At 65.1% G+C, this 26,320-nt stretch carries 31 protein-coding genes; 18 read left to right on the top strand and 13 right to left on the bottom strand.

The genetic code is table 11. The features are described 5' to 3' along the window. The first annotated feature begins 4 nt into the window (after window positions 1-4). Together OVY29_RS11895 and galU are read left to right on the top strand one after the other, a co-directional pair. The gene (locus OVY29_RS11895) at window positions 5-505 is read left to right on the top strand and encodes an OmpA family protein (protein WP_313911451.1); all 501 of its coding nucleotides are present in this window, start codon (window positions 5-7) and stop codon (window positions 503-505) included. Window positions 506-562: 57 nt separating this feature from the next. Beyond that, window positions 563-1,426 carry a UTP--glucose-1-phosphate uridylyltransferase GalU gene (gene galU / locus OVY29_RS11900; protein ID WP_037555920.1) on the top strand — a complete coding sequence of 288 codons (864 nt, stop codon included), beginning with the start codon at window positions 563-565 and terminating at the stop codon, window positions 1,424-1,426. Window positions 1,427-1,462: 36 nt separating this feature from the next. Here galU and aqpZ read toward each other — a convergent pair whose 3' ends face one another. After that, window positions 1,463-2,188 carry an aquaporin Z gene (gene aqpZ, locus OVY29_RS11905; protein ID WP_037555921.1) on the bottom strand — a complete coding sequence of 242 codons (726 nt, stop codon included), beginning with the start codon at window positions 2,186-2,188 and terminating at the stop codon, window positions 1,463-1,465. 99 nt (window positions 2,189-2,287) lie between these two features. Continuing rightward, entirely contained in the window at window positions 2,288-3,574 is a 1,287-nt protein-coding gene (locus OVY29_RS11910) for a methyl-accepting chemotaxis protein (protein WP_313911452.1), read from the bottom strand. 181 nt (window positions 3,575-3,755) lie between these two features. Between OVY29_RS11910 and OVY29_RS11915 the strand changes: the two genes are divergently transcribed. Continuing rightward, window positions 3,756-4,061 carry a hypothetical protein gene (locus OVY29_RS11915; RefSeq protein WP_037555950.1) on the top strand — a complete coding sequence of 102 codons (306 nt, stop codon included), beginning with the start codon at window positions 3,756-3,758 and terminating at the stop codon, window positions 4,059-4,061. 3 nt (window positions 4,062-4,064) lie between these two features. Here OVY29_RS11915 and OVY29_RS11920 read toward each other — a convergent pair whose 3' ends face one another. Both OVY29_RS11920 and OVY29_RS24705 read right to left on the bottom strand, forming a co-directional pair. Beyond that, on the bottom strand, window positions 4,065-4,733 hold the full coding sequence (locus OVY29_RS11920; protein WP_313911453.1) for a helix-turn-helix transcriptional regulator: 669 nt from the start codon (window positions 4,731-4,733) through the stop codon (window positions 4,065-4,067). A gap of 92 nt (window positions 4,734-4,825) precedes the next feature. Beyond that, window positions 4,826-5,071: a hypothetical protein gene (locus OVY29_RS24705; protein WP_161786548.1), complete on the bottom strand. Its 246-nt coding sequence runs from the start codon at window positions 5,069-5,071 to the stop codon at window positions 4,826-4,828. Window positions 5,072-5,133: 62 nt separating this feature from the next. Here OVY29_RS24705 and OVY29_RS11930 point away from each other — a divergent pair, with 62 nt between their 5' ends. After that, complete coding sequence (locus OVY29_RS11930) at window positions 5,134-5,460, top strand: hypothetical protein (RefSeq protein ID WP_235211540.1); 327 nt, start codon at window positions 5,134-5,136, stop codon at window positions 5,458-5,460. Between the two features lie 168 nt (window positions 5,461-5,628). On the opposite strand, the gene OVY29_RS11935 is transcribed toward OVY29_RS11930, so the two are convergent. Next, complete coding sequence (locus OVY29_RS11935; RefSeq protein WP_313911454.1) at window positions 5,629-6,465, bottom strand: hypothetical protein; 837 nt, start codon at window positions 6,463-6,465, stop codon at window positions 5,629-5,631. 58 nt (window positions 6,466-6,523) lie between these two features. Continuing rightward, window positions 6,524-7,729, bottom strand: coding sequence for a TIGR04063 family PEP-CTERM/XrtA system glycosyltransferase (locus OVY29_RS11940; RefSeq protein ID WP_037555925.1), 1,206 nt, complete (start codon window positions 7,727-7,729; stop codon window positions 6,524-6,526). Between the two features lie 65 nt (window positions 7,730-7,794). Between OVY29_RS11940 and OVY29_RS11945 the strand changes: the two genes are divergently transcribed. The 8 genes from OVY29_RS11945 to OVY29_RS11980 all read left to right on the top strand — a co-directional run bounded on the left by OVY29_RS11945 (window position 7,795) and on the right by OVY29_RS11980 (window position 14,324). Next, window positions 7,795-7,959 carry a hypothetical protein gene (locus tag OVY29_RS11945; protein WP_200880190.1) on the top strand — a complete coding sequence of 55 codons (165 nt, stop codon included), beginning with the start codon at window positions 7,795-7,797 and terminating at the stop codon, window positions 7,957-7,959. Further along, on the top strand, window positions 7,952-9,334 hold the full coding sequence (locus OVY29_RS11950) for a putative O-glycosylation ligase, exosortase A system-associated (protein ID WP_037555927.1): 1,383 nt from the start codon (window positions 7,952-7,954) through the stop codon (window positions 9,332-9,334). The genes OVY29_RS11945 and OVY29_RS11950 overlap by 8 nt, the downstream gene beginning before the upstream one ends. A 38-nt stretch (window positions 9,335-9,372) precedes the next feature. After that, complete coding sequence (locus tag OVY29_RS11955; RefSeq protein ID WP_037555954.1) at window positions 9,373-10,383, top strand: DNA topoisomerase IB; 1,011 nt, start codon at window positions 9,373-9,375, stop codon at window positions 10,381-10,383. A 127-nt stretch (window positions 10,384-10,510) separates the two neighbouring features. After that, a complete protein-coding gene (locus OVY29_RS11960; RefSeq protein WP_409581479.1) occupies window positions 10,511-11,602 on the top strand; it encodes a mechanosensitive ion channel family protein in 1,092 nt (363 codons plus the stop codon). A 95-nt stretch (window positions 11,603-11,697) separates the two neighbouring features. Continuing rightward, window positions 11,698-12,156 (top strand): MaoC family dehydratase, encoded by a 459-nt coding sequence (locus tag OVY29_RS11965; protein ID WP_037555929.1) that lies wholly within the window; start codon window positions 11,698-11,700, stop codon window positions 12,154-12,156. Window positions 12,157-12,221: 65 nt separating this feature from the next. After that, the gene (locus OVY29_RS11970) at window positions 12,222-13,403 is read left to right on the top strand and encodes an acetyl-CoA C-acyltransferase (protein WP_037555930.1); all 1,182 of its coding nucleotides are present in this window, start codon (window positions 12,222-12,224) and stop codon (window positions 13,401-13,403) included. A 15-nt stretch (window positions 13,404-13,418) separates the two neighbouring features. Continuing rightward, on the top strand, window positions 13,419-14,015 hold the full coding sequence (locus OVY29_RS11975) for a carboxymuconolactone decarboxylase family protein (protein WP_037555931.1): 597 nt from the start codon (window positions 13,419-13,421) through the stop codon (window positions 14,013-14,015). An 18-nt stretch (window positions 14,016-14,033) separates the two neighbouring features. Next, window positions 14,034-14,324, top strand: a complete 291-nt coding sequence (locus tag OVY29_RS11980; RefSeq protein ID WP_037555932.1) for a putative quinol monooxygenase — start codon at window positions 14,034-14,036, stop codon at window positions 14,322-14,324. A gap of 197 nt (window positions 14,325-14,521) precedes the next feature. On the opposite strand, the gene soxR is transcribed toward OVY29_RS11980, so the two are convergent. Next, on the bottom strand, window positions 14,522-14,992 hold the full coding sequence (gene soxR, locus OVY29_RS11985; protein ID WP_313911455.1) for a redox-sensitive transcriptional activator SoxR: 471 nt from the start codon (window positions 14,990-14,992) through the stop codon (window positions 14,522-14,524). An 85-nt stretch (window positions 14,993-15,077) separates the two neighbouring features. Here soxR and OVY29_RS11990 point away from each other — a divergent pair, with 85 nt between their 5' ends. Both OVY29_RS11990 and OVY29_RS11995 read left to right on the top strand, forming a co-directional pair. Further along, window positions 15,078-15,473 carry a VOC family protein gene (locus OVY29_RS11990; protein WP_037555934.1) on the top strand — a complete coding sequence of 132 codons (396 nt, stop codon included), beginning with the start codon at window positions 15,078-15,080 and terminating at the stop codon, window positions 15,471-15,473. A gap of 65 nt (window positions 15,474-15,538) precedes the next feature. After that, window positions 15,539-16,003 (top strand): pyridoxamine 5'-phosphate oxidase family protein, encoded by a 465-nt coding sequence (locus OVY29_RS11995; RefSeq protein ID WP_037555935.1) that lies wholly within the window; start codon window positions 15,539-15,541, stop codon window positions 16,001-16,003. Window positions 16,004-16,005: 2 nt separating this feature from the next. Here OVY29_RS11995 and OVY29_RS12000 read toward each other — a convergent pair whose 3' ends face one another. Further along, window positions 16,006-16,998: a dipeptide epimerase gene (locus OVY29_RS12000; RefSeq protein WP_037555936.1), complete on the bottom strand. Its 993-nt coding sequence runs from the start codon at window positions 16,996-16,998 to the stop codon at window positions 16,006-16,008. A 24-nt stretch (window positions 16,999-17,022) separates the two neighbouring features. On the opposite strand from OVY29_RS12000, the gene OVY29_RS12005 reads away from it, so the two are divergent. Beyond that, on the top strand, window positions 17,023-17,418 hold the full coding sequence (locus OVY29_RS12005) for a YkvA family protein (protein ID WP_081933109.1): 396 nt from the start codon (window positions 17,023-17,025) through the stop codon (window positions 17,416-17,418). Between the two features lie 152 nt (window positions 17,419-17,570). Here OVY29_RS12005 and OVY29_RS12010 read toward each other — a convergent pair whose 3' ends face one another. Further along, entirely contained in the window at window positions 17,571-18,791 is a 1,221-nt protein-coding gene (locus tag OVY29_RS12010; protein WP_313911456.1) for a polyhydroxyalkanoate depolymerase, read from the bottom strand. 273 nt (window positions 18,792-19,064) lie between these two features. Here OVY29_RS12010 and OVY29_RS12015 point away from each other — a divergent pair, with 273 nt between their 5' ends. The 3 genes from OVY29_RS12015 to OVY29_RS12025 all read left to right on the top strand — a co-directional run bounded on the left by OVY29_RS12015 (window position 19,065) and on the right by OVY29_RS12025 (window position 21,801). After that, entirely contained in the window at window positions 19,065-19,322 is a 258-nt protein-coding gene (locus tag OVY29_RS12015; protein ID WP_037555938.1) for a YjhX family toxin, read from the top strand. A gap of 123 nt (window positions 19,323-19,445) precedes the next feature. After that, window positions 19,446-21,245 (top strand): ABC transporter transmembrane domain-containing protein, encoded by a 1,800-nt coding sequence (locus OVY29_RS12020; RefSeq protein WP_313911457.1) that lies wholly within the window; start codon window positions 19,446-19,448, stop codon window positions 21,243-21,245. Between the two features lie 19 nt (window positions 21,246-21,264). Next, window positions 21,265-21,801 carry a DUF1993 domain-containing protein gene (locus OVY29_RS12025; protein WP_313911458.1) on the top strand — a complete coding sequence of 179 codons (537 nt, stop codon included), beginning with the start codon at window positions 21,265-21,267 and terminating at the stop codon, window positions 21,799-21,801. An 18-nt stretch (window positions 21,802-21,819) separates the two neighbouring features. Here OVY29_RS12025 and OVY29_RS12030 read toward each other — a convergent pair whose 3' ends face one another. From OVY29_RS12030 to OVY29_RS12045, 4 genes are all read right to left on the bottom strand, one after another. Then, entirely contained in the window at window positions 21,820-22,254 is a 435-nt protein-coding gene (locus OVY29_RS12030; protein WP_313911459.1) for a biopolymer transporter ExbD, read from the bottom strand. 234 nt (window positions 22,255-22,488) lie between these two features. After that, window positions 22,489-23,544, bottom strand: a complete 1,056-nt coding sequence (locus tag OVY29_RS12035; protein WP_313911460.1) for an OmpA family protein — start codon at window positions 23,542-23,544, stop codon at window positions 22,489-22,491. A 131-nt stretch (window positions 23,545-23,675) separates the two neighbouring features. Then, window positions 23,676-24,128: a DUF2793 domain-containing protein gene (locus OVY29_RS12040; protein ID WP_037557331.1), complete on the bottom strand. Its 453-nt coding sequence runs from the start codon at window positions 24,126-24,128 to the stop codon at window positions 23,676-23,678. Window positions 24,129-24,137: 9 nt separating this feature from the next. Then, on the bottom strand, window positions 24,138-26,315 hold the full coding sequence (locus tag OVY29_RS12045) for a phage tail protein (protein WP_313911461.1): 2,178 nt from the start codon (window positions 26,313-26,315) through the stop codon (window positions 24,138-24,140). Window positions 26,316-26,320 lie beyond the last annotated feature (5 nt).

The raw sequence follows: 26,320 nt of genomic DNA on the forward strand, positions 1-26,320 counted from the left end.
CGCCGTGAGTTACGCCTTCCCCCACCCCATCCGCGTCTTCGCGATCGCTCTTTTGACGGCATTGCTGGCAGCATGCCAGACCACGCCGACCGCCAGCGACTTCAGCGCCGCGCAGATCGCGACGCTGCAATCGGAGGGATTCGTCGATACCGGGCTCGGCTGGGAATTGAACATGCCCGAACGGCTTCTCTTTCCCTCCGACCAGAGCAGCATCCCGGCCGATCAGCAAAAGCGGATCACCGACATCGCCACCAAGCTCGTCTCGGTCGGGATCACGACCGCGCGGGTCGAAGGGCACACCGATTCGACCGGAGCTTCGGCCTATAATCTTTGGCTGTCGCAGGCGCGCGCCGAGGCGGTCGCGACACCGATGCAGGCGGGCGGGATGCGGTTGACCGCCGATCAGGTCGTCGGCCGCGGCGAAACCCTGCCCTTGTCGAGCAACGCGACCCCCGAAGGGCGGCAGGACAACCGCCGCGTGGTCGTGATCGTCACGCCGCAATAGCGCGGCGAGCGACCTGCCGCCTTTCCTTGGCCGGCGTTCGCCGCTAGGCCTTCGTCCATGAAACCGATCCGCAAAGCCGTCTTTCCCGTCGCCGGCCTCGGCACGCGCTTCCTGCCCGCGACCAAGGCGATCCCGAAGGAAATGCTGCCGATCGTCGACCGGCCGCTGATCCAATATGCGGTCGACGAGGCGCGCGAGGCGGGGATCGAGCAGATGATCTTCGTCACCGGCCGCGGCAAGAGCGCGATCGAGGATCATTTCGACGTCGCCTTCGAACTCGAAAAGACGATGTCCGAACGCGGCAAGGATCTTTCCGTCCTCGCACCCACCCGGCTCGGCCCCGGCAATTGCGCTTACGTACGTCAGCAGGAGCCGTTGGGGCTGGGGCACGCGATCTGGTGCGCGCGCGACATCGTCGGCGACGAGCCCTTCGCGATCTTTCTGCCCGACGAATTCATGCACGGGTCGCCTGGCTGTATGAGGCAGATGGTCGATGCCTATGCCAGGGTCGGTGGCAACCTGATCTCGGTGCTCGAAGTGCCGCGCGAGCAGGTCTCTTCCTATGGCGTGATCGCGCCCGGCGCGCGCGACGGGTCACTGACCGAGGTCAGCGGCCTCGTCGAGAAACCCGCGATCGACGCCGCTCCGTCGAACCTGATCATCTCGGGCCGCTATATCCTCCAGCCCGAAGTGATGCGCGTGCTCGAAGGACAGGAAAAAGGCGCCGGGGGCGAAATCCAGCTTACCGACGCGATGGCGACGATGATCGGCAACCAGCCCTTCCACGCCGTCACCTTCGACGGCGCGCGGTACGATTGCGGATCGAAGGCCGGTTATATCCAGGCCAATCTGGCCGTCGCGCTCGAACGCCCAGATATGGCCGACGAGGTCCGCGCCTTTGCGATCGACCTGCTGAAATAGGACCGGCGGAGGCGGCCGCCCCCGCCGGAAAGATTGTTATTCGCCCTCGATATTCGGTTTCGGGAAGCTGTCGGCCCCGAGCAATTTGTAGAGCAAGCCCCCGATAGCGCCGCCGATCAGCGGCGCGACCCAAAAGAGCCAGAGCTGTTGGAGAGCAATGCCTCCGACGACGAGCGCGGGGCCGGTGCTGCGCGCCGGGTTGACCGAGGTGTTGGTCACCGGGATCGAGATGAGGTGGATCAGCGTCAGCGCAAGACCGATGGCGATCGGCGCGAAGCCCGCGGGCGCGCGGCCATCGGTCGACCCCATGATGATCCACAGGAAGAAAGCGGTCAGCACGATCTCGATCAGCAGCCCCGACCAGATGTCATAGCCGCCCGGCGAGCCATCGCCGAAGCCGTTCGCGGCAAGGCCGTTTGTCGCGAGATCATAGGCGGGACTGCCGCTCGCGATATAGAATAGCAGGAACGCCGCGACGATCGCGCCGAGCACCTGCGCTACGACATAGAGCGGAATGTCGCGCGCGTCGAAACGCCCGCCTGCCCACAAGCCGACGGTGACTGCGGGGTTGAGGTGACAGCCCGAAATATGGCCGATCGCATAGGCCATGGTGACGACCGTCAAACCGAAAGCGAGAGCGACGCCGAGCAATCCGATGCCGACATCGGGAAAGGCGGCGGCCAGAACCGCGCTACCGCAGCCGCCGAACACAAGCCAGAATGTGCCGATGAATTCGGCCAAACCCTTTTGGATATTCGTCATGATGACCCTCCTCCCCGCCGGCGGCCGTAGACGCCTCCGGCGCAGGGTCATCCTATCAATGTTGCGGAATCGGGCAAGCCCTTGTCCGAGCGCGCGGAATCAGGCGGCAGCGACCGCTTCGACGAAGTGCTGGGCACGCTGGTGGAGCGACTGCGCCGCCTCGGTCAGCCCCGCCGACAGCCGGCCGAGCGTCTGCGCGCCATCGCCCACCGCCGTGGCACCATGGCCGATCTCGCGAACGCGCGCGTCGATCTCGCGTCCCGCGAATACGGCTTGCTCTACATAGCTCGCGATCGTCAGCGTCGTCGCGCTCTGGCCGTCGACCGCGCGGTCGATCGCGTCGGAGAAGCCATTGTTCGCGTCGATCGCCTTCTCGACCTCGTCGAAGCCCGCGGCGACCTGCGCGACGATGTCGCGGATCCGGTCGATATATTGGGTAATGTCGCCCGCCGCGGCGCGCGTCTGGCTGGCGAGCGTCTTCACTTCGGAGGCGACCACGGCAAAGCCGCGGCCGGCGTCACCCGCCCGCGCCGCCTCAATCCCGGCATTGAGCGCAAGCATATTGGTGCGGCTCGCCATGTCGATGATCAGCGCGAGCATCTGCTCGATCGACTGGCTCGCCGCTTTCAGCGCCGCCGCGCGTTCGCTGGCCTGCTTGATCTTGCCATGTGCATCGCCGCGAACCGCCCGCGCCCGCGATCCATCATCGACGATTCTGGTCATGGTCGCGGCCAGCGCATGGCCGCGATCGCCAAGATCCTGCAGCCCCGCCAGCGTCTGGGCCGTCGCTCCCGCCACGGTCACCGCGTCGCGGCCCGTCTGCTGCGCGCGTTCGGACAGCGCGCCGGCCACCGCCTCGACCTTTTTCGCCGTTTCGGAGAGCTTCGCGGTGAGCGCGGCGATATCGTGCCGGAACTGCCGTCCGGCGTCGCCGATATGGGCCGCGCGCGCGGCGCGCTCCTGCGCCAGTTCGACCTCGCGCAGCATCGCAAGCTTGGCGAGCTGACCGCCGTCGAGCGTCTCGACGAACCGGCCCGCATCGACAAGGATCAGCTCCTGTTGCCCCGCCGACTGCGCGGCGATCCGCAGAAGGTCGGTCGTCGAGCGCGCGACGTCGGCGGTGGGGCAGGGCTCGATCATCGAGGCGATCGAGCCGCCGATCGTCGGGTTCTGCATCAGCGAAAACCAGAAGGGGCAGAACAGCAATTCGCGCACGCGCTGTTCGCGAATGATGCCGACGGGACGATCGTCCGCATCGACCACCGCGAGCGCGCGCAATTGCGGGTTGCCGCGAAACAGGTCGATGACCGCGGACATATGCGCGTCGGCGCCGATCGCGGACGCGTGGCCCGACGCCGGCTCAAGAGCATGTCCGATGGCGTTCATTCGATCCTCTTCAAGTTGCGACGCGGTGCCCGCCTCGACTAAAGCGAGAGGGTAAATAGCAAATTAACCATTTATTTCAGTGATGTGACACATGGACCGAACCGACCGTCGCTCCATCGCAATATCCTGTTCAGATCGCGGCGATTATGCGATGAGGCGCCCGATCGGCGAGGAGAAGAACATGCGCATTTTGATCGTTGCCGTTTTGGCGGCGCCCTTGCTCGCTGGCTGCGTCAGCGCGGTCAAGACGGTCGTCACGGCGCCGGTGAAAGCCGTCGGCCAGGTCGCCGACTGGTCGACCACCAGCCAGGACGAATCCGACCGCAACCGCGGCCGCGAGTTGCGCAAGCGCGAGGAGCGTGTCGGCAAGCTGTCGCGCCAGCGCGACAAGGCTCTCGCAAAATGCCGCGACGGCAATGAGGAAGAATGCCGACGCGCCGAAATACTCGACCATGAGATCGAAGCCGAGATGGCGGCACCGCGCTAGACGCTACCGCACCCGCCGTCCGGTCCACACGACGCGGCCGACGAGCTGAACCGCCGCCATCGGCAGGTCGTCCCAGCTGCGATAATGCGGGTTGTCGCTGATCACCGAAATGCGGCCCTGTCCCGGTGCGCGCGCGATACGCTTCACCATCAGCACGTCGTCCATGCGCAGCACATAGATGCCGTCGCGCAGCCGAGCCGCGGCGTCGCCGCCGTCGACCAATATGTCGTCGCCGTCGTCGAGCGTCGGCGCCATCGAATCGCCTTCGACGCGAATGATGCTGAGCGCGCGCGGATCGGCGCCGAGGTCGCGCAGCCATTTGGGATCGAAGGCGACCTCGCCCTCGACCGGTTCGCCGTCGACGCTGGCCCCCGCGCCCGCCGACGCGCCGATCGCCAGTTTCGGCACGAGGATCATCCCGGGCCCGCGCACGCGTGCCGGTGTCGCGACGCGCTGCACCGGCCCGCCGAGCATCGCTTCCGGCACTCCCAGATAGGCCGCGATGCGGGCGCGGTCCTGCTCGGCGAGCCGCCGCGGCGAGCCGCGCTTGATATATTGCTGGATATAGGCGGGGTTGCGCCCGATCACCTGCGACAAGCGTGCATAGTCGATACCTTTTTCGGCCAAAAGGCGATCAAGCGCGGCGCGGGGATCCTGAACGAATTCGGCCATAGGGTCGTACGGGGCTGGTCCTTCCTATTTCGTCTCTACCAAACGGAATTTTCCTAGACAAGTAGGAAATCTAGTTTCAGATAGGAAATATCCTATCGGGTGAGTCGCCCGATTTTGAAAGCGTGATCGAGGAGGACATGATGGAGCGCAGCTTGTTGCAGAGGATCGAGGCCTTTCTGAAGGAATCCGCGATGCCGCCGAGCGTATTCGGTCGCTACGCGGTGCGCGATCCCCGCCTCGTCAGCGATCTGCGGAGCGGCCGTCAACCGGGATGCGCGATCAGAGGTCGCGTGGAACATTTCATGAACAAATGGCGCGCCGACCACCGCGTCGGCCAAGTCGCTCCCTTGGGCGACCGCCGAACCCGTGCCTTCTGGCGCCTCGACGCGGGGAACGAAGCATGATGCGCTGGTCCCCCGCCCTGCCGCCGCGCCCCGGCTGCCCACATCGCCGGCTCCGTCATCTGCTGACGCGCGCATTGCCGCCCAGCCTCACTGCCGGAGCGTCGACCTTCCGCCCTTGGGCGAGCGCGAGCTTCGTCGGAGCACGCCACATCTTTCCCTGTGCGCTAGCGGCAGGAGAGGCAGACGCGACGGCGCGCGCGCTGCAGGACCAACTCGGCGCGGCCGAATGGATGCTGCCCGGACATATCGTTGCCGATGTCGTAGTCGAATGCGGAACAGACCCGCGCGCCTTGCGGATCGAGATCTTGACGGTCGAGGACTAGGGTCAGGACCCATTAATTCCACGTTCGAGGTTTGAAGCGATTTTGCTCAGGGCGAGGAGGCAAGGCGGAGGAATATGAATATATTTCAAGGCTTTTCGACGAAGCCATGGGCAAAATCGGTCAAATCCCGCAGGGACGTCGAAATCGCGGAATTAATGGGTCCTGACCCTAACCGACCGACTGGCGCGTCATCCGGTGCAAGGTGGAGAGCGCGGCTTCGAGCGCGAAGTCGACCTCGGGTTCTTCTTCGACTGCTACACCCGTCGCCGCCGGGGCCGTCGCCTGCGCGACCGCATCCTGACGCCGGCGCGCCAGCCCCGCTTCGAACCGCGCGACCATCGCGCCGAGCGATTTGTCGCCGGGATCGGACAATGGCGACGGCGAGGTCATCTCCGCGGGCTGCAACCAGGGCGCGTCGTCGCCGAAATCCTCTTCGGAAGCAACATCGGCGAGGACGAGTTCGTCTTCGGCTTCTTCGCGCGTCTCGACCGTCACTCCGCCTAGCCAGGGATCGAATTCTGCAGGTTCATAGGCGCCCGTCGTGCCGACCGCGCCCAGCCCGCCCGCGGGCAGGTCGCGGCCTGCGCGGATCGGCGGCCGCGGGGGATCGTCGGGATGCAGATCGACGCGGCGGCGCGTCAGAACGGGTTCGTCATCGTCGTCCTCTTCGGACCTGCGGCGAAAAACATTGCGCAGCGAGGTAAGGCCGGCGGCGTCGGGGCGCGCGATCAGCAGCGCGGCGAGACCGGCGATCGCGGCGGCGACCGCCGACATGCCGAGCGCGAGCGCGAGCCGTCCGCCATTGCCGATCGGCGGGACGAACAGGTCCGAAAGGCGGTCGAGGTAGAGGTTCCAGCTGATCGCCGCGACCCATGAAAAGGGCATCAGCGCGGCGAACAGGAAGGTCAGCGCCGCGGCGCCGATCACCGCCGGGATCGCGGGCTGGAGCGCGCGCAGTAACGCGGTCGCTATAGCCCTGGCCCGATTCTCGCTGGTTTCTTCCATATCGTCCCAAATCCGTCGGCCCGCGGGGCCACCTGTCCTGACATTAAACGCGTTACCCTCAGGCGCCGCGCAACAATCGCTGGTAAACTGGCTCGTAACGTAAAATGTTTGATGACCAGTTACGATGGCTTTCGACAAAAATACGTGCGGTTCGCCGGCGTTCGGGCCACATCGCGCGATTGCCCAGCATATCCGCAAGCGCTTCAGCGATCGCGGCCGGGTCATCGGGCGCGAACAGCGTTCCCGTCGCGCCGTCCTCGATCAGCTCGCGGTGCCCGCCGACGTCGGAGGCTGCGACCAGCTTGCCCTGCGCCATCGCCTCGAGCGGTTTGAGCGGTGTGACGAGATCGGTCAGCCGCATCTTCTTGCGCGGATAGGCGAGGATGTCGATCAGCGAATAATATCGCTCGACCTCGCCGTGCGGGACGCGGCCGACGAAATGGATTTGCGCCGCCACGGGTGACGCCGCCGCCTGCGCCGTCAGTGCCGCTTCCTTCGGCCCGCCGCCGACCAGCAGCAGCCGTGCCTTCGGCTGCGCGGCGACCAGCGCGGGCATCGCCGCTATCAGATCGTCGATGCCCTCATAGTCGTAGAAGCTGCCGATATAGCCGATCACGACATCGTCCGCGGCCAGGCCCAATGTTTCGGCGAGCGCATCGTCGCGCGGCGGGGGATCGCCGAACAGGTCGAGGTCGACGCCGTTCGGCGATACGATGATCTTGGCTGGATCGATGCCGCGCGCGATCAGGTCGCCGCGCAGGCCTTCGCAGATCACCGCGACGGCATCGGCGGCTTTCACCGCATGGGTTTCGAGCCTTTTTGTCAGCCGGTAGCGCAAGCTGCCTTCGCGCCCCGTGCCGTTGCCGACCGCCGCATCCTCCCAAAAGGCGCGGATTTCATAAATGACGGGGATACCGAGCTTCTCGCCGACGCGCAGCGCGGCAAGACCGTCGAGCACGGGGGAATGGGCGTGGAGCACATCGGGCTTCCACTCTTTCGCCAGCACCTCGACCCGTTTCGCCAACGCACCGATTTCGCGCCATTCGCGGATCGGCGCGCGTGCCGGCGCGATCGGCGCGGTGCGATAGAAAGTCAGCCCATCGACCGTCTCGCCGTCGGGCCCAGGCTCGGGATGGCGCACGCCGGTGACGCCCGCGACTTCCCATCCCTTGGCGAGCTGCGCCTTCATCAGCGCGCGGGTGCGAAAGGTGTAGCCGCTGTGCGCGGGCAGGCTATGGTCGAGGACGTGCAATATGCGTGTCATAGGCCAGCGCATTGACATACAAGCCTTAACGCGGCGTCAACCCAGATCGCGTAGCGGGAGCCAACATGGTCGACAATTTCTCCATTGGCCTGACGCACGTGCTGATGGCGATCGCGCTCTGGCGCCTGCTCTATCGCGACGATCTCGATCGCGAAGTGAGCCCGCGCATGCTGTGGCAACAGCGCCGCGACGCCGAGCGTGCCGAAGCGGACGCGCGCACCGATGCGTGACATCGCCTTCGTCGCCTTTCTCTTTGCCTTCATCGGGCTCGGCTTTCGCAAGCCGTTCCTGTTTGTGCTGTGCTTTTGCTATATCGACATCGTCGCGCCGCAACGCCTCAGCTATTTCCTCATCAACTCGATCCCGATCTCGCTGATCGTCTTCGGGCTGGCGATCGTCGGCTGGCTCGCAGTCGACGACAAGAAGGATGTGCGATGGTCGGGACGGCAACTCCTGCTGATCGCGCTGCTCCTCTATTGCTGGATGACGACGATCCAGGCCGATTTCCCGGTCGAGGCGGCCGAAAAATGGAGCTGGGTGTGGAAGGCGCTCGTCTGGGCGATCTTCCTGCCGCTCACGCTCCGGACCAAGCTGCGCATCGAATCGCTGGTTCTCGTCATGCTGCTGTCAGCGGCGGCGATCGCGATCGCGGGCGGGATCAAGACCGCGGCGGGCGGCGGCGGCTATGGCTCGCTGCAGTTGCTGCTCAACGAGAATTACGGCCTTTACGAAGGCTCGATCATGTCGGCGGTCGGCATTTCGATCATCCCGCTGATCCTCTGGTATCGGAGGTATGGCACGATCTTCCCGCCCGACTGGCGCGTGTCGATCTTCTGCTTCGCGCTCGTCTTCGCCTGCGCGCTGCTCCCGGTCGGTACGCAGGCGCGCACCGGGCTCGTCTGCCTCGTCATCCTCGCGATCCTGTCGCTGCGCGCGGTGAAGCATCGTTTCCTTTATATGGCGGGTGCGGGATTGCTTGCGCTCGCCGCTGTCCCCTTCCTGCCGCAAAGCTTTACCGAGCGGATGGAAACGATCCGCGACCACAAGTCCGACCAGTCGGCATCGACGCGCGTCGCGGTATGGGCGTGGACGTGGGAATATGCGAAGGAAAATCCCTTCGGCGGCGGCTTCAATGCCTATATCCAGAACCATGTCCGCGTCGAAAGAGCGGCGAGCGACTATGACCCCGACACTCCGCAAAATGACGAACCGACGGTTTATGAGGAACATTCGCGCGCCTATCATTCGAGCTATTTCGAGATGCTCGGCGAACAGGGTTATCCGGGGCTCGCACTGTGGCTGTTCCTGCACGCGGTCGGGCTGCTGCGAATGGAGCAACTCCGTCGCCGCTATCTCAAGACGCGGCGCGCCGAGGAGCAATGGATCGCGCCGCTCGCGACCGCGCTCCAGCACGGCCATATCGTCTATATGATCGGGTCGCTGTTCGTCGGCATCGCCTTTCAGCCCTTCATCTACATGATGCTCGCGCTCGAAATGGGGCTGTCGACCTATGTGCGCCGCCGCGAGCAGGAGGCGGGATGGCGCCCGCTGACGGCGCGCCCGGCGCAGGTTCCGGCGCGACATCCGGCGGCGCGCCCGGGCTGATCCCGGAACCATATGGCGCAGCAAGGCGCTATGGACGCATGGCCACAACCCGCCTTGTCCATGTCGACGACAGCCTGCCCGGCATCGGCCGCGAGCGTTCGGGGGTCGGCTGGCGCTACCGCGATGCCAAGGGCAAGATCATCCGCGACCGCGACGAAATCGACCGCCTCAACGCGATCGCACTGCCCCCGGCTTATGAGGACGCTTGGTTCTGTCCCGCGCCGAACGGCCATATCCTCGCGACCGGCTATGACGCGCGCGGACGCAAGCAATATCGCTATCACCCCGACTTCCGGATGGCGCGCGAGGCCGACAAATATGACCGCTGCGCCGCCTTCGGCCACGCGCTGCCGCTGCTCCGCGCGCGCCTTGCCGACGATCTCGCCCGCCGGACGCTGTGTTCGGAACGCGTCGTCGCGGCGGTCGTGCGCCTGCTCGACCTCGCCGCGCTGCGCATCGGCAACGAGCAATATGTCACCGCGAACAAAAGCTTCGGTGCAACGACGCTGCGCCAGCGCCATGCGAAGGCTTCAGGCAAGACGTTGCGCCTGCAATATGTGGCCAAGGGCGGCGCAAAACGCGACGTGACGATCAGCGACCGCAGCCTTTCGACGCTGGTGCGCCGGCTGCAGGACCTGCCGGGACAGAAGCTTTTTCAATATGAGGATGCGGACAGCCTCTGCGCGGTCGGATCGGACGATGTGAACGCCTATATCCGCGAGGCGATGGGCGATGAGTTCAGCGCCAAGCATTTCCGTACCTGGTCGGCCAGCGTGGAGGCCTTCGCCTTCCTTTACGACGCGCCCGAACCGCCGACGCTGAAGGCGATGCTCGAATATGTTGCAGACCGCCTCGGCAACACTCCCGCGATCGCGCGCAAGGCCTATGTTCATCCAGCGATGATCGCGGCGGCGCAGGAGCGCGCGGACTTCCCGGCGGCCGTCGGAACGCTGCCGCGCGCGACACGCTATCTTTCGCGTTACGAACGCGGATTTTTGACCTATCTGGAGCAGGCGCCCGCCGCCGCGGTGCTACTCCAATCCGCCTGATCCGATTTCAAGAGGACCTGACGTGACTTTCTCCCTGCTCGCCGCCGCGACGACTGCCGCTCCCAAAGCTGCGCCCGCAAAGACCGTGGCGACCAACCCGATCGAAGACCTGCAACGCTATTGGGACATGAGCGTCGCGTGGGTGAACGGCCATTGGCTGCAGATCGGCATCGCGATCGGCGCCGGTCTCGCCATCTATTTCATCCTCTCGATGCTTCGCCGCTTTGCGCTCAAATACGCGCAGTCGGCCGAGGGCGACATGTCGCTGACCCACATCGCCGGGCGCGTAATCCACAAGACCAAATCGGCCGTGCTCGCGATCATCGCGATCCGCCTGGTCGCGGGCTATGCGCAGCCGCCCGCGGTGATCATGCAGATCATCCAGTTGGTATTCACCGTCGCAGTGGTGCTGCAGGTCGCGATCTGGGTACGCGAGATCGTGCTCGGGCTGATCCAGCGCCGCGCCGCCGAAGGCCACAACGAAACGCTGTCGAACGCGATGGGCATCATCCGTCTGCTGATCAGCGTCGCTTTGTTCGCGATCGCGGGCATCGTCATCCTCGACAATATGGGGGTCAACGTCACCGGGCTGGTCGCCGGCCTCGGCATCGGCGGCATCGCGATCGGCCTCGCCGCGCAGGGCATCTTCTCCGACCTCTTCGCCTCGCTCTCGATCATTTTCGACCGGCCGTTCCGCGTCGGCGAGACGATCAAATATGACATGAGCACCGCGACGGTCGAGCGCATCGGGCTCAAGAGCACGCGGCTGCGCTCGGTCAACGGCGAGCTGCTCGTCATTTCGAACACCAATCTGCTCGCCAAGGAAATCACCAATTTCGCGCATCTCCATCGCCGCCGCGTGACCTTCATGATCGGCGTGGTCTATCAGACAACGCCCGCGATGCTGCGCGACCTGCCCGCGCTGCTCGAAGAACAGGTCAAGACGGCCGGACAGGAGTTCATCCGTTCGAGCTTCGTCACCTTCGGCCCGTCGAGTCTCGACTTCGAACTGCTCTTCGACGTGTTCAGCGACGATTATGACGTCGTCACCGCCGCGCGTACCGACGTCGCGATCCGGCTGTTCGAAGCGATGGCGGGCGCGGGCTATGAATTCGCCTATCCGACCCAGACCACCTTCACTGCGGCGCCCGACGGCACGATGATTCTTCCCTATGCCGAGAGCGTGACGATGAAGACGCCGAAGCCCGTCAAGACCTGACGCTACGGCGACGCGGCTGCGGGGCTTGGCCCTTGTGCAATGCGGCAAGAGAGGCCTAGAACGCGCCCCGAACCAGCAATTCGAGGGGATGAGATATGGCCACCATCACGCCGCAGGACCTGCAAGCCAGGGTCGGTGAGCATCTGGGCACATCCGAATGGGTGCTCGTCGATCAGGACATGATCAACAAGTTCGCCGATGCAACGGGCGATCATCAGTTCATCCATATCGACGAGGAAAAGGCGAAGCTCACGCCCTTCGGCGGCACGATCGCGCATGGCTTCCTGACGCTGTCGCTGATCCCGATGCTCGGCCAGAAGACCGACGGTCCGAAGATCGCGGGCGTGAAAATGGGCGTCAACTATGGCGGCAACAAGGTGCGCTTCCTCGCCCCCGTCCGTTCGGGCAAGCGCGTGCGCAGCCATGTGAAGCTGCTCGAACTCGAAGAAAAGCGCCCCGGTCAGTGGCAGCAGACCAATGAAGTGACGATCGAGATCGAAGGCGAGGAGAAGCCCGCGCTGATCGCCGAATGGATCAGCCAGTTCTTCGTTTAAAGCACAGTTATACCGGCTGACCTCCCCCGTTAAGACAACCGGAATCAGAAAGAAGGACCCCTATCATGCGTGACGCCGTTATCGTTTCCACCGCCCGCACCCCGCTGACCAAGGCGGCGCGCGGCTCGTTCAACAACACGCTCGCCCCGACGCTGGGCGCGCATGCGGTTCGCGCCGCGGTCGAGCGCGCCGGGGTCGAAGGCGGCGAGATCGACGACGTCGTCTTCGGCGCCGCGATGCAGCAGGGTTCGCAGACGATGAACGTCGCGCGCCTGATCGCGCTGCGTTCGGGCCTGCCCGTCACCGTCCCCGGCATGTCGATCGACCGCCAGTGCTCGTCGGGCCTGATGACTATCGCGACCGCCGCGAAGCAGATCATCGTCGATCGTCAGGATATCGCGGTCGCCGGCGGTATCGAGTCGATCTCGAAGGTCAGCGGAAGCGGGAAGGTGTTCATCGAGACCGACGCCGAGCTGATCGCGATGCACAAGGACACCTATATGCCGATGATCGGCACCGCCGAGGTCGTCGCGAAACGCTACAACATCAGCCGCGAAGCGCAGGACGAATATTCGCTCCAGTCGCAGCAGCGCACCGCCGCGGCGCAGGCCGCGGGCAAATATGACGACGAAATCGTCGCCTGCCCCGCCACCATGGCCGTGGTGAACAAGGAAACGAAGGAAGTCAGCTTCAAGGACGTCGTCGCCGACAAGGACGAGTGCAACCGTCCCGACACGACGCTCGAAGGGCTCGCGAGCCTGAAGCCGGTGATGGGCGAAGGCCATACGATCACCGCGGGCAACGCTAGCCAGCTCGCCGACGGCTCGTCGGCATGCGTCGTGATGGAAGCCAAGGTCGCCGAAAAGCGCGGCCTCCAGCCGCTCGGCCGTTATGTCGGCATGGCGGTCGCGGGCACCGAGCCCGACGAAATGGGCATCGGCCCCGTCTTCGCGATCCCCAAGCTGCTCGAACGCTTCGAGCTCAAGATGGACGACATCGGCCTTTGGGAACTCAACGAAGCCTTTGCCGTGCAGGTCCTCTACTGCCGCGACAAGCTCGGCATCCCGAACGAGCTGCTCAACGTCAACGGCGGCTCGATCTCGATCGGCCACCCCTTCGGCATGACCGGCGCGCGCTGCGTCGGCCACGCGCTGATCGAGGGCAAGCGCCGCGGCGTCAAATATGCCGTCGTCACCATGTGCATCGGCGGCGGCCAGGGCGCAGCGGGCCTGTTCGAGGTCTTCTGATTTGCGGCCCGTTAAATGAGACTAAACGCTCCGCGTATCGAGCCGGTCGATCTCGACCGGCTCGATGCCGACCAGCGCGCCGCGCTCGAACCCTTCCTTGCTTCCGGCCCCAATGGTCAGGGAGGCAAGGTCGGGGGCGGCAAGATTCTCAATATCTTCCGCACGCTGGCGCATGCGCCAAAGGCGCTCACCGCCTTCCTCGGCTGGGGCAATTATATCCTGTCGCGGCGCAACGCGCTCACCCCGCGCGACCGCGAACTTGTCATCCTGCGCACCGGTTACAACTGCCGTTCGGGTTATGAGTGGACACAGCACAAGCGCATCGGCCTCGACTGCGGCCTTTCCGAGGACGAGATCGCGCGCATCAAGGCCGGTCCCGATGCAGAGGGCTGGAACGACCTCGACCGCGCGATGCTCCACGCGACCGACGAACTGACGGCCAATCATTTCGTGACCGACACGACCTGGGCCGCGCTCGCGCCGCTCGGCGACAAGGGACGCATGGACCTCGTCATGACCGTCGGTCAGTACACACAGGTATCGATGATATTGAACAGCTTTGGCATTCAGGTCGAGGACGGCTGGCATGTCGACCCCGATCTCAGAGCCTGATTGCAAGAGGAGAGAGATATGAGCAGCATCGGCATCATCGCAACCCTGCGCGTGCAACCCGGCAAGGAAGAGGCGTTTGAAGGCGTATTCGCCGAACTCGCCGCCGCCGTTCGAGCGAACGAAGCCGGCAACAGCTATTACAAGCTGTTCCGCACCGCGGAGGCGGGCGCCTACAAGGTCATGGAATGCTATGACGACGAAGCCGCAGTGGAAGCGCATCGCGCCTCGGACCACTTCCGCACCCTCGGCGCCAAGCTCGGCCCCTGCCTTGCGGGCGCGCCCGAGATCGAGACGTTAAGCGCAGCCTGAGGGGCGGTATCGACCTGTAACGGCCGTTTGCTCCTCCCTGTCGCGTAGCGATGGGGAGGTGGCAGCGCGAAGCGCTGACGGAGGGGCTAATGGCGCGACGTCGCGACCCCTCCACCATCGCCTTCGCGGACGGTCCCCCTTCCCCATGGCTTCGCCACAGGGAGGATCGGAAACCTCCCCTCCCCATCCCTATGCCGTCAGCCGATCTCGGCAATCTCCCCCGCCCGGTCGCCGATCACATAGCGCGGCCCCGCTCCGCGCTGCGCCGCCTTGTCCCCGCGGTTGTAGAGCCCGCATTTCTTGAGCGACAGGCAACCGCAGCCGATGCACTGGTCGAGCAGCCCGCGCGTTCGCGTCAGCGCCGCGATCTGCGCGTCGATCCGCGCGCGCAATCCGGTGCTGATCCGCATCCAGTCGGCGCCGTTGGGCGTTCGCCCCGCAGGCAATCGAGCCAGCTCGTCGCCGACCTCCTCGAGGCTCAACCCCATCTGCTGCGCGATCAGGATGAAGGAGACGCGGCGGATATCGGCCCGCAGGAAGCGACGCTGTCCGCCGCCGGTGCGCAGCGCCTCGATCAGCCCCTTCGCCTCGTAAAATCGGATCGCCGACACCGCGACGCCGGTGCGCGCGGCGAGTTCGCCGATCGCGATCAGATCGGTTCGGTGCATGATCCGCGCTCCTCGCTTTTCGCTTGATCTAAACCTCACTTGAGCTTTCATAAGCCGCTGCGTCAACCCGAATCAGGAGTTCCCCGTGACGCATCCCTTCATCGAGCACGTCAATCTGACCGTCAGCGATCCCGACCGCACTGCGGGCATCCTGTCGGCGATCTTCGGCTGGCACGAACGCTGGCGCGGCCCCGCGCGCGACGGCGGGCGGACGATCCACCTCGGCAGCGACGCCGCCTATATCGCGCTCTACACCGGCCCCGACGGCCAGCACGCGGATGCGCGCTATCCCAAGGGCGAGCCGCTCAACCATATCGGGGTGCAGGTCGACGATCTCGACACGATCGAGATGCGGGTGAAGGCGGTGGGGCTCACGCCGTTCAACCACGGCGATTACGAACCCGGCCGCCGCTTCTATTTCTTCGATCCCGACGGCATCGAATATGAAGTCGTCAGCTATGCCGAGCCGCGGCGGCGCTGAACCGGGCAACAAGTGCACCGCTGCCGCGTTGATCGGTCATCGGGGGACAGAAATGGAGCCTTTCGATGAGCGACGATATCAAACAGCAGTTTTGGAAAGCCTTGGCCGACAGCCCCTACGTCATGCTCGGCGCGACCGGCGAACGCGAACATCATATCCCGATGAACGCGCAGCTCGACAAGGACGCGAACAGCGCTTTCTGGTTCTTCACCGCGACCGACAATCGCTTGGCGGCCGGCGGACCGGCCATGGCGCAATTTGCGGCCAAGGGTCACGACCTGTTCGCCTGCATTTCGGGAACGCTGGTGCACGAAAATAATCGCGCGGTGCTCGACAAATTGTGGAACAACAGCATCGCGGCCTGGTATCCGGGCGGCAAGGACGATCCCAAGCTCGTCCTGCTGCGTTTCGATCTCGACGATGCCGAAATCTGGACCGCCGATCCCGGAATCAAGGGCATGTTCAAGCTCGCGACCGGAATGACGATGAGGGACGGCGACCTTGGCAAGCACGCCGAAGTCGCGCTCTAGGGTCAGATCGCCGGCGGCCCGATCCGCCCCTCGCGAAATTCGAACCCCCCTTCGCGGTCCCGCGCCAGCAATGCGGGACCGTCGAGGTCGACCCATTTCGCGCGCTGCGCCAGCACGAAGGCCGGCGCGATCGCGAGACTGGTCGAGAGCATGCACCCGGCCATGATCGACAGTCCCGCCGCGTCGGCGGCGTCGGCGATCCTGAGCGCTTCGGTCAGCCCGCCCGCCTTGTCGAGCTTGATGTTCACCCCGTCATAGAAAGGCCCGATCCGCGCCACGTCGGCGGCGGTCTGGCAGCTTTCGTCGGCGATAAAGGGCAGCGGCGCATAAATCGGATCGAGCAGCGCATCGGCGCCCACCGGCACGGGCTGCTCGATCATTTCGACTCCCATGTCGGCGAGCGCCTCGGCCTCGCTCAAAATATCGATCTCGCCCCAGCTTTCGTTCGCATCGACGATCAGCCGCGCTTCGGGTGCGCCCTTGCGGACCCCCGCGACGCGCAGCCGGTCGCCTTCGCCGGTGAGCTTGATCTTGAGCAGCCGATAGCCGTCGGCGGCCGCCGTCGCCGCCTGTTCGGCCATCGCCCCCGGCGTGCCGAGCGAGATCGTATAGGCCGTGACGCGCGCAGTGGGCGCCCCGTCGCAGCCGGCAAGCTGCCAGAGCCGGAGCCCGCGTTGCCGCGCTTCCAGATCCCATAGCGCACAATCGAGCGCGTTGCGCGCCGCGCCCGGCGCCATCAGCTCCTGCACCGCTGCGCGCGCCTCGGCAGCGCCCATATCGCCGATATGCGGCGCAGCGAGCAATATCTGATCGCGGCAACCCGCCGCATCCTCGCCGAGATAATAGACGGGCGTGCCCTCGCCGCGCCCGATCTCGCCTCTTCCCTCGATTTCGGCGACGACGACGTCGACGTGCGTCTTGGCGCCGCGGCTGATGACGAACTCGCCGGCGACGGCCCAGCGTTCGACGCGCGCGCTTTTCAGTTGGATAGCCATACAGGTAGGCTAGTGTAGATCGCTATGACCGGCAAATCCCTTTCCCAGCGCATCGGCGATCTCGGCCACCGCCTCGCGATCGAGGGGCATGCCGCCTGGCTTGCTGCGCGCGACCCGCGGGTGCCTTTGATCGCGCGCGCCCTCGCAGTCGCGGTAGCCGCCTATGCGCTGTCGCCGATCGATCTCATTCCCGACTTCATCCCGCTACTCGGCTGGCTCGACGATCTCGTTATCGTCCCGCTCGGCCTGCTCGCGGTTCGGCGGCTGATCCCCGCACCGCTATGGACCGAACTGCACGCCGCCGCCGAGGCCGCAAGCGAGCGCCCGTCGAGCCGAGCCGGCATGGCGTTCATCCTGCTGCTATGGGCAGGGCTCCTCTATATCGTCTATTGGGCCGTGCGGACTTCGCCTTGGCATTGACCGGGCATTTAACGGCAGCTTAGGGATGGAGAGCTGCCATTCTCTACCTTCGTCATTCCCGCGAAATCGGGAACCCAGTGCGGGATCAGCCTACGCGCGCACTGGGTCCCCGCTTTCGCAGGGATGACGATGTAAGAGGCCGCAACCGACCGTTAACCGCCGTGTGTCCGGATCCATTTCTCGACTACGGGCGCGATCTCCTCGCGCCATTTGCGGCCGTTGAAGATGCCGTAATGGCCGACGCCCTTCGCCATCAGATATTTCTTCCGGTTCGCGGGTAGTGCCTTCGCGAGCGTCAGCGCCGCTTTGGTCTGGCCGATCCCCGAAATATCGTCGCGCTCGCCCTCGATCGCGAGGATCGCAATGTCCTCGATCGCCCCGATATCGACCGTCTGGCCGCGATGCGTCATCTCGCCCTTCGGTAGCAGGTGGCGCTGGAATACCATGTCGACCGTCTGGAGATAGAATTCGGCCGTCATGTCGCACACCGCGCGATATTCGTCGTAAAATTCCTTGGTCTTGTCGGCGCTCTCGCCGTCGCCATCGACCAGATGTTTGAACATCTCCCAATGGCTCATCATATGATTGCCGAGATTCATCGACATGAAGCCGGCGAGTTGCAGAAAGCCCGGATAGACGCGGCGGCCCGCCCCCGGATAATAGGCCGGCACGGTCGCAATCACATTTTCCTGGAACCAGGCGTGCGGCCGAGTCATCGCATGGTCGTTCACCGCGGTCGGCGCCTTGCGCGTGTCGATCGGCCCGCCCATCATCGTCAGCGTCCTGGGCCGGTATTTATGCCCGTTCGCCGCCATGACCGCCGCGGCAGCCAGGCTCGGAACTGACGGCTGACACACCGCCAGCACGTGCGCGCCGGGGCCGATATGTTCGAGCCACGAGATCAGATAATCGACATAATCGTCGAGATCGAACCGGCCCGCCTCCAGCGGTACGTTCCGCGCATCGCGCCAGTCGGTGATCCACACATCGTGCCCCGGCAGCATCCGTTCGACCGTACCGCGCAGCAGCGTCGCATAATGGCCCGACATAGGGGCGACGATCAACAGCTTGGGCGCATCCTTCGTGCCCTTATGCTTGAAATGCTTGAGCTGGCCGAAAGGCTTGCGTGCCTCGATCGCTTCGGCGACACGCACGGTCTCGCCGTTGACGACGGTGTCATAGAGTTCGAAACCCGGCTTGCCGCGCGGCGCCGCAGCGTGCGCGAACACCTCGAGCGCGGAGGCGAACATGGGGCTTCCGCCGAAATAGCCGAGCGGATTCGCAGGATGCTGCATCACCTGCGCCCCCGCGGTCGCGAGCGCACTCGCCCCGGCAAGCCAATTCTTCTGCATGTCAAACGCGTGATACAGCATATCCAGATCATTCCTTGCGTAGCCCGGCGGCGCTCTTCGGCGCCTGCTCTTTGATGAGCAGTCTAGGGGCTCCGTCTCATTGTGCAATGCGTCAAAGCCATTGCGACGGGCACCGATTGCGAATATCTGCATGGCAAGGCGCATGATGCGCCGGTGGAGTGATTATGTCTGAGATTGCGGGCAACCGCTAACATCCCGGCGAAAACGGGATGTGCGCTACGTGCCGACCAGCGTCGGCGCGCCGTTGTTGCATGCAATTTCCGGACATATCCCATGAATATCTCGAAAGCGGAGCAGCGCGTGCTCCATGTGCTGGCGCAAGGCGGCATGATCCGCCATCGGCGAAACGAAACCGGCCATATCGTCGAGGCGCTGTGCTTCACCCGCGACGGCTACGTCCTCGCGAACACCGGCCTGTCGCTGTTCAACCGGCTACGGCGCCGCGGTTTCATCGCCTCGCACGGCGGCGCGCCGTATCGCATCACGCAGCCGGGACTTCGCGCCGTGCGTGCGCAGCTCGATAATCGCTGACAAAAGAGGAGGAGCGCGGCGCCATCGCCGCGCTCCTCCTTGCAGCGCGACTTCAAAGCATCTGAAGCGCAGCATCATTCTGTATCGTTGAGCCCGGTCCCCGCCGCTGCTAGGGCCGGTGCGATGGCCAGCCAGTCCGACCTTTCCGCCGCGAACGCTTCCGCCGAACCCCGCCGCAAGCTCGGCAGTCTGCGCATGGTGTGGCAACACGCCAGTCGCTACCCGCTGCAACTGATCGTCGCCGCGATCGCGCTTGGGGTTGCTGCGCTAGCGACGCTCGCAATCCCTTATCAATTCAAGGAAATGATCGACAGCGGCTTTATCGCCGGCGGCGGTGACGTTGCGCCGCATTTCCGCCTCTTCTACGCGATCGTCGTTGCGCTCGCCGTGGCTACCGCGCTGCGCTTCTATTTCGTCAGCTGGCTCGGCGAGCGTACCGTCGCCGACATCCGCCAAGCGGTGCAGCGCAACTTGCTGCGCCTCGCGCCCGGCTTCTTCGAAGAAAACCGCCCGTCCGAAATTGCCTCGCGCATGACGTCGGATACCGCGATCATCGAGCAGGTGGTCGGGACAACCGTATCGGTCGCGTTGCGGAACATGGTGATGGGCGTCGGCGGCATCGTCTATCTGTTCAGCCTCTCGCCGAAACTCACCGCGGGCATCCTTCTCGGCATCCCGGTGATCATCCTGCCGATCGTGCTGCTCGGCCGGCGGCTTCAGAAAGTCTCGCGGACCAGTCAGGATCGCGTCGCCGACATCGGCGCGACCACCGCCGAACAGATGGGGGCGATGAAAATCGTCCAGGCGTTCGGTCAGGAAGCGCGCGAGGCTGATCGTTTCTCTGCCGCGGTCGAAGCCAATTTCGCGACCGCGAAGCGCCGCATCCGTCTGCGCGCGATCATCACCGCGACGGTCATCGGCCTGCTTTTCGGTGCGATCACGACCCTGCTCTGGTACGGCGCCGAAGGCGTGGCGCAAGGGACGATTACGGGCGGCACCATCGCCGCCTTCGTCCTGACAGGCGGGCTCGTCGCGGGAGCGTTCGGCGCGCTTACCGAAGTCTATGGCGATCTGCTCCGCGCTGCCGGCGCCGCCGAGCGACTCAGCGAACTCCTAAACGCCGAAGCGACGATCGCGCCGCCCGCAAAGCCGCTCCCCTTCCCCGTGCCGGCACTGGGTACGCTCGAATTCGCGACGGTCGAATTTCACTATCCGACCCGTCCCGATGCGCCGGCGCTCCACGATTTCACGCTCGCGATCCGCCCGCGCGAGACGGTCGCGATCGTCGGCCCCTCGGGTGCCGGCAAGTCGACGCTCTTCCAGCTTGCCGAACGTTTCTATGATCCGCATGCGGGGCAGATCCTGCTCGACGGCGTGCCGCTGACCGAGGCCGACCCCGCCGACATCCGCGCGCGCATAGCGATGGTGCCACAGGAAACGGTGATCTTCGCTGCCTCAGCGCGCGACAACCTGCGCTACGGCAACTGGACCGCAAGCGACGAGGAATTGTGGGACGCCGCGCGCGCCGCCAATGCCGAGGAATTCCTCCGCAAATTGCCGCAAGGACTCGACACCTTCATGGGCGAAGGCGGCGCGCGCCTTTCGGGCGGCCAGCGCCAGCGCATCGCAATCGCGCGTGCACTGCTGCGCCGAGCGCCGTTGCTGCTGCTCGATGAAGCGACCTCGGCGCTCGACGCCGAATCCGAGAAGCTCGTGCAGGACGCGCTCGAAACGCTGATGGCCGATCGCACCACAATCGTCATCGCCCACCGCCTCGCGACCGTGCGCGCCGCCGACCGCATCATCGTGATGGACGATGGCCGCATCGTCGAGGAAGGCCGCCATGATGAACTCGTCGCGGCCGACGGCCTCTACGCTCGCCTTGCGCGGCTTCAGTTCCAGGACAATCTCGCCGCGGCCTGACAATCGGAGGAAAAGGACGATGCTTTACGATTTGACCGTACCGGCCTACCAAAATGGCCTGAAGGCTCTGTCCGGAGAGCTGTCGAAAGCAAGCCTGTGGGGCACGGCTAACGGCATCGGCGAGCTGCAGTTCGCGGTCGCGCGGCTGGCGCCCGACATGTTCCCGCTCGCCTCGCAGATCCGCTTTACCTGCAGCCAGGCCTTGCAGCCCCTGAGCCGGCTTGGAGGCATTGCCGTGCCGGAGCTTCCCGACGATGCGACAGACTTCGCCGGAATGCAGGAGCAGATCGCCGCGACGCTGGCGGTCCTCGATGGCGTCGATCGCACCGCACTCGGTGACGACATGGCGCGGGCGGTCAGCTTCGACCTGCCGAACGGCATGGTCTTCGATCTCAGCGCCGCGGACTATGTCCGCGACTGGGCGCAGCCGCAATTCTACTTCCACCGCGTCGCCGCCTATGCCGTGCTGCGCCACATGGGCGTCCCGCTCGGCAAGGCCGATTATGTCGCCTATATGATGCGCCATCTCCGCCCCGGAACGGCGCCCGTCGCCTGAGCGAGGACGCGCCGGATCTCAGATCAGCCCGGCGTAACCCTCGATACCTGGAAAGGCGAGCTTGGTCCCGCCATTGCGCCGGATTGCTCCGATTGCTTCGTCAACGCGCAGATAACGCGCCCGTGCATCGGGTTCGAGCAGGATCGCCGCCGGCTCTGCACGCTTCGACGCCTGCCTTACCAGAACCCCCAGCTCGGCGAGGTCGATCGCTTCGTCGTTCCAGCGGATCACGTCGCTTGTATCGATCGTCACGCGATTTTGGTCGAGTATCTTGCCGGTGACCTCATCGAGCGGCAACGTCACATCGATGCTGTGCGTCGGCGGCGGAATGGTAATGATGAACATCACCAGCATTACCAGCATCACATCGATCAGCGGCGTCGTGTTGATGTCGGGATCACCATTGGGGTCGGCGCGAAAAATGCTGCGATGGAACATGCTGCGTTTGCGCATCGTCTCTCTCCCGCTTGGGAATGAGGGCCATAACCGGTGAGCGCCCCACCCCGTTCAAGGACTTGGGATCATCCCATGCCTAGAACGTGATGGTATATCATCATACCAAATCGGCAAGAAAAATCGCAAGCGGCCTTCCCATAGCTCTCCGCGCAAATCGCGCATGAAGAAAGGGCGACACCTTTCGGTGCCGCCCTCTTTTCTTCCAGTCCCCATCGGGAATGAAAACCGGTCTTACATGCCCGAGTTCGGACCGTAAGTGATTTCCACGCGACGGTTCTGGTCGTTGCGGACGCCGTCGGCGGTCGCAACGGCCGGGCGGGTTTCGCCGAAGCCCTGCGCGCTGATCGAGCCATCCGAGATACCACGAGCGGTCAGATAGCTGCGAACCGCGTCGTTGCGGCGGTTCGACAGGCCGACGTTGTACGTGGCCGAACCCGAACGGTCGGCGTGACCGGCGAGCATGACCTGCGTACCCGTGCAACCACGGTTGTAGGCGCTGATCGCGTTGTCCAGCGTCGAAGCCGCTTCCGGCGTGATGTTCGACTGATCCCAGTCGAAATACACGATGTACGGCCCAGGTGCGCATTCCACGACCGGCGGCGGCGGTTCTGCGCCACCGAAGTTGAACGTCAGCGTGCCGAGGATCGAGTGCGAACGGAAACGCGTCGAAACGTCGCGACCGGCCTGATCGACCAGATCGAGGTTGTCGGCGTTGAAGAAGCGATACTTCAGACCAACGTCGATGTTGTCGCTGAGCGGAGCGCGGACGCCCGCGATCGCCTGCCAGGCGAAGCCCGTGTCAGAATCATCGAGGAACGGACCCGCGAAAACGGGTTCGACCGAAACGCGGGCGACACCGGCGCCGCCGCCGACAAAGCCCTGAAGGCCGTCGTCGTCACCGAAGTCGAGCAGACCATTGACCATGAAGCTGAGCGCGTTCGAATCGCCGTTCAGATCGGTGTTGCCGGTGAAATTGGGGCCGGTGGCACCAGGGGTGCTCGGAATGCCGGGGCTCGTGAAACGGCCCGACTTGATGTCGGCTTCACGGAAACCGACTTCGACTTCCGCGCGGAAACCGCCGAAGTCATAACCGACGGTGCCTTCGACATCGTAGCCAGCGCGATGATCGAGCGTACCGGCATTGTTGAAGGTGCCGATATCGAGGTCCAGGTCCTCGACGAGCATTGCGCCGGCACCAACACCAACATACCAGGAGTCGTCGCGCGCCATGGCAGGCGACGTCAGGGTGGTGGAGGCCAACGCCACAGCGACGGCAAGCTTCCTCATAGTAATTCCCCTTTCAATTTGAGATATACGTCTCGGCAGACGTCCTACTCGCCGCTTTGGTTCCGTGCAAGTGAAACAAATCGTCAATCTGTTGCCAAAAAGTCGCACCTTTTCTGTCAACGCACGGAAATTCAGCCTGAAATCAGGATACCCTCCGCGACGAGCTGCGTGATCAGCACTGCGATTGCGCTCCGCGCTTCGGAGTCGACCACCGAGCCGCCTGCGGGCGCGGCGACCGTTGCCGGCTCAATCCAGGTCCCGCCCTCGAATCGGAGCCGCGCTCCATCGACGATCCGGATGACGCGCATCCCCTCGCGCGGCGCCGCAAATCGCCATCCGCCCGCCGTCCCGATCGCGATTGCATCGGCATGCCCGGCCCAGGCCCCAGCCGGCGCGGCACCGACGATCCAGCATTCTCCGGCAACTGGATTCGCGGGCGGTGTCGCAAGCGGCCCCGCTTCGACCGTTGCGTGAACGAGCGCGTCGAGCAAGGTCAGAGCTTCGTTGTGGGTTACCTCCTTTTGCGCTTGCGCAACGGCAAGTAACGGTAACCCAAAGCGCGGCGTGATCGGCATGTCGGTCATGATCTGTCCTTATGTCAAAGTCAGGAAAAGCGGCGGTGACTGGGAAAAATCCCCCGTTTGACGAATTTCCATCGCGTGTCCCGGTGCCAGCGCCGCCAACTCGTCGGCGCCGATATTGAGCGTCGGTGTCTCCAGTTCCCATGGCCCGACGCCGGGGACCGGCGGCACCATCGAAACGCGCCACATTTCCCGGGCTTCGCCCAGCGGCAGGTCGACATGGTCGCGCCAGCCGGTGTCGACGCGGCTTCGCCTTGTCCATCCGATCGTGATTCCGCCCGCGCCGTCCGGGCGGACTTGCCCGTGTACGGGCGAAAGCGGTTCCAACGCTTGTCCGGCCGCCACTATCTCGATCTCGGTGAGCGCAGTATCGTTCCGCGCCGCCCATTGAAGCGCCGCGCTTCCTCCCGCTGTCATTGCGGCAAGCACCTCGGGCAGCATCAGCAACGCCGGATCGTCGAGCAGGACAAATGGCTCGCCCACCGGATGAATCAGCTTGCTCGCGGTCCCCGAACGCCCGCGGAGCAAGCGCGTCAAACGCCATATCCCCGGCCCCACAATCTCGGCTTGGCCGAACTGCAGCAGCTCACCACCGACCATGGCCCGGTTGGCACCGGCCAGCAGCGCGGCTTCGTCAACCGATTCGAGCACCATCGACGAATTGACCAGTTCGACCGTCACCGTGCCGACAAGATCAAACAGGCTTTCGCTCCCCGCCGTCAGCGGCGCGGCAAGCAGGCCGAGCGCTGCCGCCGGGCGCAACGATCCCACGGAGACTGGTTCGGCCCCGGGCGACGCGACAAACCAGCAATCGGCGCCACGCCAGCCATCGTTGCTACCGGCCCCGGCGATCAGGATTCTGGGCGTCGAGGCGGCGGAGCTACCCGCGTTGGGAAGATCGAACAGGTGAACCATGCCGGCGGCGTCGGGCCAGTCGGGAGCGCCGACCGGAACGCCTGGCGCTGCCGGAAGCTCGGCGGCGGGCAGCGGTTGGTGGCGTCGCAGTTCGAGCGAGATTTCGTTCCCGCGCACTATCCGTCCCACCAGTCGCCAGCGGCTCCCGTCGGCGCCGGCGACAACCTCTCCGACGGTTAGCGCCAGCGCGGCCAGGTCGGCGTGCCGAATCACCGTCTCGCGCTCGTCCGCAGCGGCGGAGGCCAGGCGTTGCGCCAGCGCCCGCGCCGACGACGCCGGCAGCACCGCCGGCAGGTCGATTCGTTCCTCGCGCGCGCCGCCGCCCGCGATCCGGCTCGTCTGCTGGCCAAGTTGAAAATCGCGCTCCGGTTCATAGTGGCGCAGGCGGACCGTCCCCGGCAGCGACGACAAGGGCGCGCGTTGCCGCTCGGCGCAATCGCCAGCGGCGTCGTTCCGCCGCGCCTCGAAAAAGCCGCTCAGCGTCGGCACGTCGCCCGCTCCTGTCGCCGGCGCCAAATGCCAACCCTCGGGCCCGCTCGCCAGCCGCACTCCGTCGGCATCGAACAGCGGCGCCAGCGCGTCGCGTGCCCGGTCGCCCGACGCCGCATAGCCCGAAAAGGGCCACACGCCGCCGCAGCGCCCCACGTCTCCGAGCAGTTCGTCGCCGATCAGCCCGACGTCGATACTCCCCACATCGGCCTCGACCTCGAAGGTCAGCGACGGGATCCGGTTGCCGAACGCCCCCAGTTCGAGTTCCTCGAAGACCGCGTACGACAGCCCGCGAAACGCGCTCGCCGACGCGATCCCCAGCGCCGACGCGATCAACGGATCGGCCTCCTGATCCTCGCTCCCGTCATACCAGCGAAAGGTGCAGCGCTCGCGAAAACTGCCGCTCGTCCCGCGCAGCAGATTGCCGTCGGCCCAGATGCGCTTGATCGCGCGGACGGGGCGCGACGACAGTGCGATCGCCAGCGATACGGCATAGCTATATTCGCTCGTCGACGGCCGCCCCTTGCCGCCGCCGCGCTTGGTCCGCCGCTCGATCAGGTCGGTCGCCCAGATCACGCTGCCCGCAACGCGCATCGTCCCGAACAATTGCGGGATCTGCTGGCCATAGGTCGACGCCTGGACCTTCAGGTCGGCGAGCCGCGGTCCCTCGCGCCCCTTGGGCTTGAATATCTGTGCGTCGACCTGCTGTCCGACCGCCGCGCCGATCGCGGCACCCACCGGTCCTCCGACAATCCCGCCCACCACCGTCAGCACCAACGTCGCCATTGCCG

The sequence above is a fragment of the Sphingopyxis sp. SE2 genome, assembly GCF_032227185.1.
GTDB lineage: Bacteria > Pseudomonadota > Alphaproteobacteria > Sphingomonadales > Sphingomonadaceae > Sphingopyxis.

Bases quoted from the DNA above. Each gene is read 5' to 3' on its own strand.
- OVY29_RS12045 (WP_313911461.1), bottom strand. From the start codon at position 26,315: ATGGCGACGTTGGTGCTGACGGTGGTGGGCGGGATTGTCGGAGGACCG.
- OVY29_RS12025 (WP_313911458.1), top strand. From the start codon at position 21,265: ATGCTTTACGATTTGACCGTACCGGCCTACCAAAATGGCCTGAAGGCT.
- OVY29_RS11935 (WP_313911454.1), bottom strand. From the start codon at position 6,465: ATGGAAGAAACCAGCGAGAATCGGGCCAGGGCTATAGCGACCGCGTTA.
- OVY29_RS11950 (WP_037555927.1), top strand. From the start codon at position 7,952: ATGCGTGACATCGCCTTCGTCGCCTTTCTCTTTGCCTTCATCGGGCTC.
- OVY29_RS11965 (WP_037555929.1), top strand. From the start codon at position 11,698: ATGGCCACCATCACGCCGCAGGACCTGCAAGCCAGGGTCGGTGAGCAT.
- OVY29_RS11955 (WP_037555954.1), top strand. From the start codon at position 9,373: ATGGCCACAACCCGCCTTGTCCATGTCGACGACAGCCTGCCCGGCATC.
- OVY29_RS12040 (WP_037557331.1), bottom strand. From the start codon at position 24,128: ATGACCGACATGCCGATCACGCCGCGCTTTGGGTTACCGTTACTTGCC.
- OVY29_RS12035 (WP_313911460.1), bottom strand. From the start codon at position 23,544: ATGAGGAAGCTTGCCGTCGCTGTGGCGTTGGCCTCCACCACCCTGACG.
- OVY29_RS12000 (WP_037555936.1), bottom strand. From the start codon at position 16,998: ATGGCTATCCAACTGAAAAGCGCGCGCGTCGAACGCTGGGCCGTCGCC.
- OVY29_RS11980 (WP_037555932.1), top strand. From the start codon at position 14,034: ATGAGCAGCATCGGCATCATCGCAACCCTGCGCGTGCAACCCGGCAAG.
- OVY29_RS11940 (WP_037555925.1), bottom strand. From the start codon at position 7,729: ATGACACGCATATTGCACGTCCTCGACCATAGCCTGCCCGCGCACAGC.
- OVY29_RS12030 (WP_313911459.1), bottom strand. From the start codon at position 22,254: ATGCGCAAACGCAGCATGTTCCATCGCAGCATTTTTCGCGCCGACCCC.
- OVY29_RS12020 (WP_313911457.1), top strand. From the start codon at position 19,446: ATGGCCAGCCAGTCCGACCTTTCCGCCGCGAACGCTTCCGCCGAACCC.
- OVY29_RS11970 (WP_037555930.1), top strand. From the start codon at position 12,222: ATGCGTGACGCCGTTATCGTTTCCACCGCCCGCACCCCGCTGACCAAG.
- OVY29_RS12005 (WP_081933109.1), top strand. From the start codon at position 17,023: ATGACCGGCAAATCCCTTTCCCAGCGCATCGGCGATCTCGGCCACCGC.
- OVY29_RS11960 (WP_409581479.1), top strand. From the start codon at position 10,511: ATGAGCGTCGCGTGGGTGAACGGCCATTGGCTGCAGATCGGCATCGCG.
- OVY29_RS11975 (WP_037555931.1), top strand. From the start codon at position 13,419: ATGAGACTAAACGCTCCGCGTATCGAGCCGGTCGATCTCGACCGGCTC.
- OVY29_RS11995 (WP_037555935.1), top strand. From the start codon at position 15,539: ATGAGCGACGATATCAAACAGCAGTTTTGGAAAGCCTTGGCCGACAGC.
- OVY29_RS11915 (WP_037555950.1), top strand. From the start codon at position 3,756: ATGCGCATTTTGATCGTTGCCGTTTTGGCGGCGCCCTTGCTCGCTGGC.
- OVY29_RS11930 (WP_235211540.1), top strand. From the start codon at position 5,134: ATGATGCGCTGGTCCCCCGCCCTGCCGCCGCGCCCCGGCTGCCCACAT.
- OVY29_RS11910 (WP_313911452.1), bottom strand. From the start codon at position 3,574: ATGAACGCCATCGGACATGCTCTTGAGCCGGCGTCGGGCCACGCGTCC.
- aqpZ (WP_037555921.1), bottom strand. From the start codon at position 2,188: ATGACGAATATCCAAAAGGGTTTGGCCGAATTCATCGGCACATTCTGG.
- OVY29_RS12010 (WP_313911456.1), bottom strand. From the start codon at position 18,791: ATGCTGTATCACGCGTTTGACATGCAGAAGAATTGGCTTGCCGGGGCG.
- OVY29_RS11920 (WP_313911453.1), bottom strand. From the start codon at position 4,733: ATGGCCGAATTCGTTCAGGATCCCCGCGCCGCGCTTGATCGCCTTTTG.
- OVY29_RS11945 (WP_200880190.1), top strand. From the start codon at position 7,795: ATGGTCGACAATTTCTCCATTGGCCTGACGCACGTGCTGATGGCGATC.
- soxR (WP_313911455.1), bottom strand. From the start codon at position 14,992: ATGCACCGAACCGATCTGATCGCGATCGGCGAACTCGCCGCGCGCACC.
- galU (WP_037555920.1), top strand. From the start codon at position 563: ATGAAACCGATCCGCAAAGCCGTCTTTCCCGTCGCCGGCCTCGGCACG.
- OVY29_RS12015 (WP_037555938.1), top strand. From the start codon at position 19,065: ATGAATATCTCGAAAGCGGAGCAGCGCGTGCTCCATGTGCTGGCGCAA.